This window comes from Paenibacillus donghaensis (assembly GCF_002192415.1).
Classification (GTDB): domain Bacteria; phylum Bacillota; class Bacilli; order Paenibacillales; family Paenibacillaceae; genus Paenibacillus_AQ; species Paenibacillus_AQ donghaensis.
Genome location: NZ_CP021780.1, coordinates 5,342,876 through 5,354,590 on the forward strand (window position 1 = coordinate 5,342,876; position 11,715 = coordinate 5,354,590).

Consider the following 11,715-nt stretch of genomic DNA (forward strand, 5'->3'; position numbering starts at 1 on the left):
CTGATCGTCGATGAACCACATTATTTAAAAGTGGTGGCAGCCTGGGCATCCAGCCAAGGAAGGAGCTGCTGCAATAAATATTAACCCCGCATAAAGCGGAACCAGTCGAAGTCGAAGTTGCTCCCCGGCAGGAAGATGAATGTCACCTTTTGCAACCCTGCAACCTGCTCCAATTCAAACAACCGTTCTTCGTACCCATCCGATTTCTCAAACTCCACGAGTTGATTGCTTTCGCCGTTCTCGCCGGCGAACCGGATATGGATCGTATTCTTGTCGATAATCGATCTCCCGTTGACCACCAGCTTCGTAGTTCCTTCGCTGGTAAACTCCATATCTGTAAACTCAAGCGAGACGTTATTGCCGATGCCTTCCACACGATCATCCGTGAAGGTATACGTATCCCCATAAACTCGATCGCAGGAAACCGCCGAATTCCGTTCAAAAGCCCGGTTCTGACGTTCAAAGGAAAATCCTTTGATGTGCACCTTCTGACGGAGCACAAAGCACATCGATGTAATTCCGCGGAGTCTCTTGGTCAGGCGATACGTTTCTTCTTGATATACATTCCACTGGGACGGCTTCTGATAAATCACGTCGGCAACTACTGAGCTGGCCTCTTCGCCAGGCATCCCTTCCCAAATCTGCATCGTATATTCTTCGTCGGATAAAGCGAAGATCGGAATCGTGATGGTATCGGAGCCATATGGACCGAAGTCGATATCGCGGAAGCCTACGTGTGTTTCGCCATCTCTGCTCGTCGCTACGCCTCTTTCGTTGCCGTTCGCGACATCGCCTTTGCCGTAATCGTAAAGTCCGGCCGAGATGAATCCATAAGGATCCTTGTAGGCTGTTCCTAGACCCGTTGCCTTAAACTCCAACTGGGAGATAAACTTCGTCTTGTCCGTGCCATTCTTAGTTGTACAACGCAGACGGAAAGCACCATCGCCGATAGCGGAGATCTTCGCCTCAAGTCCGTTCGCTTCCACCTTGGCAATATTCGATTCGATGCCTTCGTCCGTTACGGCGCGCCATTCGACGTCTCGATATGTGGCATTTTCCGGCCATAATTTGGCTCGAACAGTAATCTCCTTGGTAATTTCATCTAATTCTTGCCCCGAGTCACTGACGATTTCGATCTTGCGAAGCGGAATTTCATTGCAGTCCCCTGTTACACACTGCAACTCTTGATTTCTCACGTTCGCTGAAATCCCTTGCGGAATTCCGTCTTGGTCAGGATGAGCTTCGAATTCCGCCACCTCGGTTTGCATCCCCTCAGAGGATACTTCGATTCGGATCTTGCCTGACTCCAGCATCGCGCCGATCATCACCATCAACTTACCGCTGAACAATCTTCTGCTCTTGCCTTTGTACGGATCATAATCTGTGCTGTCGCCGTTATCAAGCCCAAGCAATCGGCCTGCCCCCGTCACCTCAACATGCACTCGATTGTTCGCATTGCCTACCGGATTCCCCTCACTGTCCAACATACCGATTTCTACGAAAATCAAATCAGTACCGTTCGCCGTAAGTACCTCTTTATCCGCTTGGAGATGAATTCTGCTCGCATCCCCGAAGGATCTTCGAACATCGGTTGCTATGACTTTGCCTGTTTCGTCATAGGCGATAGCCTTGAGTTCCCCTTCCTCATAAGGAACCTTCCACCAGCCAACAAGCTGCGTTCCATGCTTATGATCGATTTCGTGAGTTCCAATCGTAGTCCCATTGAACTGCAGCTCGATCTTGGGGGCGTTCGAGCAGGCACGAACATCAATAATTTGCCCGTCATTGAAATCCCAGTACGGGAAGAGGTGCACCATTGGATGCGTTCTATAATCGGTCCAGGCAGCTTGGTAGATATAATAGGAATCTTTCCTGAACGTAGCCGTATCGATCTGGCCGAAATAGGCATTCTTGGTATGGTACGGCGTCGGTTCCCCGATATAGTCGAATCCGGTCCATAGGAACTGGCCCAGAGAGAACGGCGTATCCCGCTCTGCCAAGATGCAGGCCTCCGCCGATTTGGCTCCCCAGCTTGTCGAACTGTTCCCGAGAGCGGAGCATTGCTCGTCATCGTCGGCAAGAATCGATTTCTCGAACGGGAAATGATAAATTCCTCTGCTCTGGACGACTGAAGCGGTCTCGCTGCCGTAGATGATCCAATCCGGATGCTCTTCATGATGCCTGCGGTAATATTTCTCCGCGTAATTGTAGCCGGCAACCTTTACGATATCGGCGCACTTCTGCGCATTCTCCCACGGCATATAATTCGACCCGATCGTAACCCGGGCATTCTGCTTCGGATCGAATTCCAAAACATATTCCATGAGCATTCTGGTAACTTCCTGACCTCGCTCATCTGCATGTGTGTCGTAAATCTCGTTCCCGATGCTCCACATCAGCAGGCTCGGATGATTCCGGTCCCGCAATACCCAGCTTCTCACGTCAAGATACGCCCAATCCTGGAAGAATCTTGCGTAATCGTAAGGTGTCTTGGACCGTTCCCACATGTCGAACGCCTCCGTGACAACGAACAGTCCCATCTCGTCCGCCAGATCCATGAGCTCCGGAGCCGGCATATTATGCGCCGTGCGGATTGCGTTGACGCCCATTTCTTTCAGGATCACAAATCTTCTTCGCAGCGCATGAATGTTAAAAGCCGCTCCCAGAGCACCTAAGTCATGATGCTCGCAGACGCCGTTCAATTTCAGCTTCTTCCCGTTCACCTGAAGACCCTGCTCCGGGTCGAGAACGATGCTCCGGAAGCCCAGAGGCAATGTAATCGCCTCCAATTCTTCGGAGCACTGTCCCTCAGGCGATCCGCTCGCTACTCGATTCATTCGCGTGACGATCTGGTACAGAGTCGGCTCTTCCGTGCTCCATAACAAGGGATTGTCTACAGTTATCGTTTGGCGGTTCTTCGTAATGGAGCCGCTGCTGGCGGTTATCCGCTGCGAAGCGGCAGCGACCGTCTGGCCCTGGTAGATAATATTATGCGAAATAAGTACGTCTTCCTCAATCTGTACGTCTGTGTCGATTTCTACCAACCAGTTGTTGCCTTGCTGCCTGGTCGAGACATATATACCGTCAGTGAGAATGTGATTTCTGTCCCGTTCCTTCAACCAGACGTTCCGGTATATGCCTGCTCCCGAATACCATCGGCTGTTTGGACTCTGGTGCACGACCTTCACGACGATTTCATTCTCCCCTTCGATGACCGCGTCCGTAATCTCATGTTCGAAGGAAGAGTATCCGTATTTCCATTCGCCTGCAAGCTGACCGTTTATGTATACGGAAGAATCCATGTACACGCCGTCGAAGCAGAGCAGGAGCTCCCGATCAGACTGTGTCCAGATCAATTTCTTGCGATACCAGCCGATACCGTTCTCATAAAGTGCCAATGTATTATAGATCAGCCAATCATGAGGGAGATCCACCGCTTCGAAGGTTAACCCGGCAGGCTCCGTAACGTCCAGACCACTTTTGGCAAATTCCCATCCGTCGTTAAAAAGTAATTTCGTATTCAGGGTGCAACAGCTCGCTTTCGTAGGTATTGGATTCTTCTGTTCCAGTATAAACCAACCAACCCATAAATTCATTCTGATAGTTTCCCCTCTCTATGAAAAAAGCAATCTCTTGTATATAGTTGTTAATAGGGATAAATTTCTAAAGGAGTGTTCTTATGAAAGAGCAATATACAGCAAGACTCGAATTGTTCGCTGCCAACGCGCAGAAGACCAAAAAGACCTTTGTCTGGCAAAATGCGATGGTCAACCGCCTGGCCGCTTTACTGTATGCGGTGGAGGATAAACCTGCGGACTGCGATGCGATTAGCGAAAGTCATGAGCTGATCAAGAGAAATACGAAGCTGTTCTCTTCTTTCCGGGGGAATTCGGCAATCAGCATTGCAGCCCTGCTCTCCCTTACTGCGGACAAGGAGAAGCGGCTTGCTGATACGCCGCCATTGCCGTAACTGCGGCCACATCGGCTGCAGCATCTTCTTCGAATTAGAGGCCCCGTCAACTGCCTGCTTTATCCTTATAGACAGAAAGAGTATCCCACGGTGTATCACCGCCGGGATACTCTTTCTAGTGTGTGCTCCTTGCCTGCTGCTCGCTTGCTGTCAGAAATTAATAACCTAACAAACTCTTAGTCTTCTGAAAAATATCATTTGACATGTCCGTAAACCGCTTGCTGCCATTCGCTTCAACCTGAGAGGTATAGTTATCCCACTTCTCAAAGCTTTCTTGGCCGGTAATGAACTTTAATGTCATCGTCTTGACGTAATCCATAAGCGGTGTCGAGATCAATTTCATCTGTTCATTCTCCTCCGGCGAGGCCATGATCGGCGGTGCCAGCTTACGCGACTCTCTTGTCGACTGGACACGGGTCACGAAGTCCTTCTCACCGTCGGTCATCTTAGACATTCTCAGCTTCTCAGAGCCACCGTATGCGAACATCCCCCCGGCGAAGCCGAAATCTGCGTTGAGCTGCTTCGTAGCGCCTTCGTTCATTCCGTTGTAATAGATTTCCGGGCTCAGCACAACGTTTCCGTCCGCATCAAGGGTATACGTTTCACCTTCTACCCCCCACAAGCTGAGCATTTGACCTTCATTGGAATACCAGAACCAGTCTATGAAACGGAGCATCTTGATAAACTCTTCTTCACCTAAATCATCAAGTGCATTCTTGCTGATCATGATTCCGTTCTCCAGGCGGGAAGACTCGACCTGAAGCTTTCCTTTCGGTCCGCCGGGTTGTGTTATCATATACAATTCGCTGTTCTTGTCTTGCATTTTGCTCTTGAAATCCGCCAGTACCTGATAGATTCCGCTTATTACGTAGGTGTCACCTTTGAAGAACTTGGCTTGAGCTGCGTCGTCTTCTTGTGTGAAGGATTCAGGATCCATAATGCCTTCGGTAATCAATTTATTGAAATAACCAAGATAGTTCTTGAAGTCATCTGACGCATTGGCAAATGTGAACTGCTGCTTATCATGGTCGTAGTTCAAACCGTTGGACAGCCCCCATCCCCCGGTGACGCCATACTGGACGGCGGCAATGTTCAGAGCCGATTCGCCCTTGAATTGATCGGAGATGACGTATGCCGCGCCGGTATGCTCTTTAACCTTCTTCATGGCTGCATAGAAATCCTCGTACGTCCAGTTCCCTTGTTGGCCCTCAACGTCCACTCCCGCCGCTTCAAACACATCCTTGCGTATGATATAGGAATAACCGCCGCCAGCGATCTCCCACATGCCTGGCAGGACATAATATTTCCCGTCATCCTTCAGCTTGGCCTTCAGATCATCTTCCATTCCCCAATCTTTCACGGCTTTCATGTAGTTCGGCATATATTGCACCCAATCGCTGACAGGTACAATCTGGCCCGTTGCCACGAAAGCGGATTCATCATACGTCTTGGGAATAATGTAAGGCGCATCGCCGCTGTTCACGAGCAAAGACTTTTGATTCTCATATTCCGTTCTGGCCGTGATGGACAAATCAAAGGTCACGTTCGTTCTTTCTTGAATCGCGCTCCAGAGTCTCCAGTCCTTTTTATATGGATAATTCTCATGGTCGCTGTACATCATGGAGTAGGACACCGGTTCATTGGATTTGAACGTCTGGTCTTCCCCAAAGGCGTAATCCGGCGCCTCGGCTGTTGCTCCGTCTTCCGATGGAGCTGGCGTATTGTTGCCCGAAGCGCCATTGTTATTGGACGTGCATGCCGTCATGAATACGAGCATCAACGCCAGCAATACCATTATAAATGATTTACTGAATCTCATAGTTCTGCCTCCCTTTATTGGTTCAAGCTTATATATATATAACGGAATCGGCTGCAGCCTCTTCCGAATATATCGATCACCCCTTGACGGCCCCGATCATCATCCCTTGCACGAAATACTTCTGCACGAAAGGATATATGCAGATAATGGGCAACGAGGTGAGTACCATAGCCGTCGATTTGATGCTTGCCGCGATTTGGCTGGTCTGATCGGACGTGGCTCCGATTTCGGTCGGACTGACCGCGTTGTCGATAATTTGTTTCAGATATAACGCGACAGGCCATTTCTCCTTCGACTGCAAATAGAGTGAAGGTCCGAACCAGTTGTTCCATATGCCGACCATAACAAACAACATAATCGTTACCAGGATTGGCTTCGATAAAGGAAGAATAATTCTTGTGAAGATCCCGAATACGCCCAGACCGTCAACACGCCCCGCTTCTTCCAATTCGTATGGCAAGCCGGCAAAGAAAGTCTTCATCAAGATGACATTGAAGGCGCTGATTGCCCCAGGGATGACAATGGCCCAGATCGTATCTCTCATCTCTAATGTCTTCGCAATCAGGATGTAGTTCGGTATCAGACCGCCGCCGAAATACATCGTAAACAGGACGAACGGGATAAAAAATTTATTGAGGCGCAGCTTATCTTTCGAAAGCGGGTAGGACATGACAGCTGTCGCGGCCACTGCGATAAACGTGCCGATCACGGAATAAACAACCGTATTCCAGTAGTAACCGAAGAAGTCAGGTTTGCTTAATATGACTTCGTAGGTCTTGGTCGTGAATTCCACCGGAAAGATGGTCACCTTGCCGGCATAGATGGCTGCTTCAGAACTGAAGGACTGCGCCACAAGGTAGACGAACGGATATAACGTGAATAAGACAATCAGAATCATAAATAGTGTGTTTACAATATTGAACGTGCTAAAGGTTGAATTTCGTTTCACCTGATCTGCCCCTTTCTACCACAAGCCGGATTTCGTAGTCCTCTTCGATACTGCGTTTGCAGTCGTCACCAGAATTAGTCCAATAATGCCTTCAAACAATCCGACCGCCGTCGCATAACTAAAGTTGCCGCCGGTGATACCCATTCGGTAAACATATGTAGAGATGACGTCCGCCGTTTCATAAGTCAGAGGATTGTATAAGAGTAAGATTTTCTCGAAATTCGAACCTAGGATACTGCCAATATCCAAGATCAAGAGCACCATAACCGTCGGTAGAATGCCGGGAATCGTGACGTGCATCGCTAACCGTAATCGGCTCGCGCCATCGATCTTTGCCGCTTCATAGAGTGACGTATTGATGCCGGTCATGGCCGCCAAATACAGAATCGTTCCCCAGCCCAGACTTTGCCAGACCCCGGAGGTGACGTAAATCGCCGGAAACCATTCCGGCAATGAGATAAACGAGATTTTGTCCACGCCTAGCGAAGCCAAAACACTGTTGATCGGTCCGTTTAAGGAAACAATCTCCTTGACCATCCCCGCCACAATGACCATGGATATGAAATGGGGTAAATATGAAACCGTTTGCACGAATTTCTTCCACTTAATGTTCCGCAATTCGTTCAGGAGCAGCGCGAATATCAAGGTAACGGGAAATTTGACCACCAGATAACTCACGCTTAGGGTTAGATCATTGAAGAAGGCTCTCCAGAACGTCGGATCCTTCATAAACATCTCAAAGTACGTAAACCCGACCCATTCCGACCCAAAGATATTCGGTCCGCCTCTATACTTCCGGAAAGCGATAATGTTCCCGATCATCGGCGCGTACTTGAAGATGATGAAGTAGATTACGGGTATTACTAGGAACGAATACAGCTTCCATTCCTTTTTGACGTGTCTCCAAAGCGGCGTTGTATCTACAGCCTTGACTTGCGCTTGAGCTGTCATTCCGTTATCACTTCCTTCCGAAGAATTTACCCTAGCAGGACTCGAGCCTGATGCTCTGTCACTCCATCAATGTATAAGAGGCGTCTTCAGCCATCAATGTTCAATAACGAAAACGATGTACATAACTAGGAAATGACGAGTGACAATTTGAAACGAATGGACCTTTTCCCGAAACACCTTAATGCCTCCTATCTTTGACATTCTGTTTCTTATCCAGTTACTTGATCGTCTTGTATTTTCCGGGCGTGATGCCCTCGTATTTCTTGAATACACGAATAAACGCATGACTGCTTGCGAATCCGACCCGGGCTGCTGTCTCGTCAATGCTGGTCCCTTCTAGTAATAGCACCTTGGCGGCTTCTACGCGGGTCTGGTTAATATAGTCGTGGAGTCCCACCTTCCTCGTCTGTTCGCGGAACAACCGGGACACGTACTGCGGTGTCAGCCGAAATTGGTCTCCTATCAGTGACACGCTTAAGTCCTTGTCACTATAGTTCTCCTGCACGAACTCGATAACTTTCTCGCCGATTCCGGCGCTCGTCTGGACGTTCTGCTTGCTGCGAAGCACGCTGCATACCCGATCAAATATGTCGAGAATCTCTTGATGGAATTCCATCTTCGTGGAGCATGACAACAGTCGTTTAAGTGGACGCCATTCATCCCATGCGATGCTCGCTTGCTCTTGGTCGGGAATCGTCTTGATCAGCGTCGTTGCTACATCAACCAGGACACACTTCGCGATTTCATGTGACGCTTCCCTCTGGAACGCTTGTTGTATGACGTCGTCGATCATCCGCTTCGCTTTATCGAACTCGTCAGCCTTCAAGAAATTGATCAGAATCATCTGGTCGTTCACTGTGAAAAAGTAACTGCTTTCGCTCGGTTTTATATTCCCGTACCAGATCAACATCCCTTCCCCTAGCACGATACGGTATTCCTGGGCTTCCAAGGCTTGAAGAAATGCCTGATGTACGCCGTCCAAGCCGGTTTGCAGCTCACTCCCCACCGTCGTGAAGCGAAACTTATACCGGACCTTGATGAATTCGTGAGCTTGCGCCAAATCGTCCTCTATATCGTCCTTCCATTGCTCCGCATTATCCAGATCGACGTTCACGACCGCAGCGAGCATACCGTCCACATCCGTGAAATGAATCGTTAAGCGGTCCTTGACCGAATCTGCGACTATATTGGACACAATAAACTGCGATAAGGCTATATCCTTTATTCCCCCCTCATCGCTGTCGATATAGAACAACAGCACTGCAAAACGATCGGTCGTCCAAGACAAATTATGAGACTTCGCCAGCTCTGCTAACGGGACGTTCCGGTCCGCTTGACCTTTCAATAACCTTCCCAGGTAGTAATCCTGCAGAACTCGAAGCTGCTGAACGTGTTTATTATTCATGTCGTCCCGCTCTCGAATGGTCTCGAGCACACTTCTCCGAATGAACGAATACTCGTCCAAGTGCGCTCCGTTTCCCGGCAACGGGCTCCGGGAAAAGACGCTCATTAATTGTTTAACCGGATCGTAGTTTTTACGAGCGAAATAATAAATCACCGTGCCGCCGATTGCAAAGCAAAGCAAAAGCCCTAAGATGTTCATAGTCTGAATGTCCCTGGCGTGCTCCCAAAAGACGTCGGTCGGAAACACGCTAATGTACCTCCACCCCGTCGTATTGGACGATTCGATCGTAATCATCGACTCGATTCCTTGGAAGGTGTAAGTAAAGGTCCCTGTCCCACGGTCGTTCCACTCCTGAATCGACGAAGGCTCAATCATCGCTACTTCTGCGTTCTGAAACAAGATTTGATCATTCGTATCCATAATGAACACTTGGCCTTGCTCCACCCAATCGATGTTTTCGAGCATGGTCATAATCTTCTCGGTATTGAGCGGCATGAGAAGCGTACCCGCCGGAACGTTACCCGATTGCAATGGCAATGACCGAATGTAGGAGGGCGTATTTGCGATTTTCCCTTGGTTCTCAACCGGAAGCAACACATAACCTCCCGACTGAGGCCGGTTTATCAACTCAAGCCAGTCCTCGTAAGCGAACGTGTCGGTCTGATGCTTCATCTCGTAAAATACATGGTCGTTTATATAGGTTTCGCTTGAGAGTACCGACTGCAGAGGTTTCAAATAGAGATAAATCCCCTTAATAAAATCGTTCGTGGCTAGTAATTTGTTCAATTCTTGTTTCATCTTATATATATGGTAAGCGCTTTCTTTCTCGGGCGAAGTCAGCAATCTCCGAACGTCCGGATGAATGGACAGCTGCGCGGCTAGACTCTCCGTTTGAAGCAGCTCCGCGTCCACGATATATCTAACTTGTTGCAGCATGGCGCTGCTTGCCCGTTCGATCTCGTATTTCACGATTCCTCTTGTCTGGCTATATACGATTAAGCTAAGAATGACAGGTATGCATAGGATCACGGCGTACGATACGATCCATCGAAACGCCACACTTCGAGTGAAGTTTCCCTTTCTCCAATTCAATTCTAATCCCCCTACATCGCTTTTCTTTTTGTACATTTTTTATCATAGCACGGACCCTATGGAGGCTACATATGTACAATTTGAACCTCAATGTACAGTTTGTGCACTCTTCGACGATTCTTAACTATTCTTATGAATAGGGGCTCTTCTAACTAAATACTCAGCCCACTGGACTACTCCTGATAAGAACATGGAGGTCATGTTTCGCAAACAAAAAAGCTTCAAGCTTAGAGCTTGAAACCTTCCTGAATTATTGGATGATTAGATATCTTTAATAAGCTACGAAACAGCTACACCATCATATATCGATTATATAATTGCTCGAAAGTATCGTATTGTTCGACTTTCCTCCCTACCCTGTTGTATTCTTCCAGATATTCATCCATGGCCTGCAGAAACTGATCTTTAAATAAATGAAGATGATCTGAATCAAAATACTGCATTAAATCAAACTTTTTTGTTCCCCTTGATTCCGTCATTTCATCAAGAAAATTTTGTATGCCCATTGCTGCATGATAGGCATAAGATTTATCAGCTAATTCTACACTTGCTAACATCTTATTGAGGTAGTTGGACCACAATTCCTCATAGGTGCCCCCCAAATTATCATAGTTCGGGACAGGTGGCACCACAAAATCCTTATACATTTTATTGTATAAATCATTGATGCTTTTCAGAAATGTATAGGATGCACTTCTGATTTCATCGATAGTCTTGGCATCTATCACAGCCATATATATAATTTCAAAATGTTCAGGAATATAACGATATGTACCCATTTCTTCCAGATATCTCTTAAGTCCCCGTTTAAAATAGGTATTGTTCAAATTTGTTAGAGCAATGACCAGATTACTTAAAACTTCGCATGAAGCATACCTTACGCTTCCTATATCTTCAGAAAGTAATGCATTCGCATATTCCTGTTTTGCTTGGTCTATGCACTTTTTCGCTCTGCTGATACATTCTTTCCCTATAGGCTTTGCTAAAGTATCGAGCCCTCTCTGTTTATACATATTGAACTTTTCCATATATTCGGGTTTGGCACAATATAGTATTTGTAAATCTACCAGACACGAAATATTCTGACTCTCGAGATTCGCTGCATCTTCTATTCTTGTTTCCCATGGAGTGCAATAAATATCGTATCCAATATCCTCAAGTATAAAACACGAAGATATACCCCAGCCTTGGTTCTCGTTATTAATTATAATTAAATCAAGATCGCTTTTTTCATGAAAATCTCCGGTACTAAAAGAACCTGTAAGCCCAATGATTGCAATATCCTCAGGAAAATCTCTCTTAGCACGTTCAATAACCATGCTGATAAGTTTTTCATTTTTAATTAAAATCTTTTGTCTATTAACATCATCCATATCCATATCCCTTTCCCCTCTCCATTCCACCATAAGATGAGCATTTATTCCCCTTATTGATTTTATTCTATAAGCAGATTGTTATAATAAGTATCCCGACTTTATCTATATTCAATCTATACCAACAAAACATCTCCGATTTAATTGCGGCGGTGC

General features: G+C 47.2%; 7 protein-coding genes. 1 reads left to right on the plus strand and 6 read right to left on the minus strand.

Translation table 11 applies throughout. The features are described from left to right. Positions 1–80: 80 nt before the first annotated feature. Positions 81–3,524 (minus strand): glycoside hydrolase family 2 TIM barrel-domain containing protein, encoded by a 3,444-nt coding sequence (locus tag B9T62_RS24375; protein ID WP_087920411.1) that lies wholly within the window; start codon positions 3,522–3,524, stop codon positions 81–83. Positions 3,525–3,679: 155 nt separating this feature from the next. On the opposite strand from B9T62_RS24375, the gene B9T62_RS24380 reads away from it, so the two are divergent. After that, positions 3,680–3,970, plus strand: coding sequence for a DUF4003 family protein (locus B9T62_RS24380; RefSeq protein WP_087917659.1), 291 nt, complete (start codon positions 3,680–3,682; stop codon positions 3,968–3,970). Positions 3,971–4,127: 157 nt separating this feature from the next. Here the strand turns inward: B9T62_RS24380 and B9T62_RS24385 are convergent, their stop codons facing one another. From B9T62_RS24385 to B9T62_RS24405, 5 genes are all read right to left on the minus strand, one after another. After that, complete coding sequence (locus B9T62_RS24385; RefSeq protein WP_087917660.1) at positions 4,128–5,789, minus strand: ABC transporter substrate-binding protein; 1,662 nt, start codon at positions 5,787–5,789, stop codon at positions 4,128–4,130. Positions 5,790–5,865: 76 nt separating this feature from the next. After that, positions 5,866–6,738 (minus strand): carbohydrate ABC transporter permease, encoded by an 873-nt coding sequence (locus tag B9T62_RS24390; RefSeq protein ID WP_087917661.1) that lies wholly within the window; start codon positions 6,736–6,738, stop codon positions 5,866–5,868. A gap of 15 nt (positions 6,739–6,753) precedes the next feature. Then, complete coding sequence (locus B9T62_RS24395) at positions 6,754–7,689, minus strand: ABC transporter permease (protein WP_087917662.1); 936 nt, start codon at positions 7,687–7,689, stop codon at positions 6,754–6,756. Between the two features lie 217 nt (positions 7,690–7,906). Next, on the minus strand, positions 7,907–10,186 hold the full coding sequence (locus tag B9T62_RS24400) for an AraC family transcriptional regulator (protein WP_211296351.1): 2,280 nt from the start codon (positions 10,184–10,186) through the stop codon (positions 7,907–7,909). A 290-nt stretch (positions 10,187–10,476) separates the two neighbouring features. Next, positions 10,477–11,565 carry a nucleotidyltransferase domain-containing protein gene (locus B9T62_RS24405; RefSeq protein ID WP_245864037.1) on the minus strand — a complete coding sequence of 363 codons (1,089 nt, stop codon included), beginning with the start codon at positions 11,563–11,565 and terminating at the stop codon, positions 10,477–10,479. Positions 11,566–11,715 lie beyond the last annotated feature (150 nt).

Coding starts and splice junctions, on each gene's coding strand:
- B9T62_RS24380 (WP_087917659.1), top strand. CDS start 3,680: ATGAAAGAGCAATATACAGCAAGACTCGAATTGTTCGCTGCCAACGCG.
- B9T62_RS24385 (WP_087917660.1), bottom strand. CDS start 5,789: ATGAGATTCAGTAAATCATTTATAATGGTATTGCTGGCGTTGATGCTC.
- B9T62_RS24395 (WP_087917662.1), bottom strand. CDS start 7,689: ATGACAGCTCAAGCGCAAGTCAAGGCTGTAGATACAACGCCGCTTTGG.
- B9T62_RS24405 (WP_245864037.1), bottom strand. CDS start 11,565: ATGGATATGGATGATGTTAATAGACAAAAGATTTTAATTAAAAATGAA.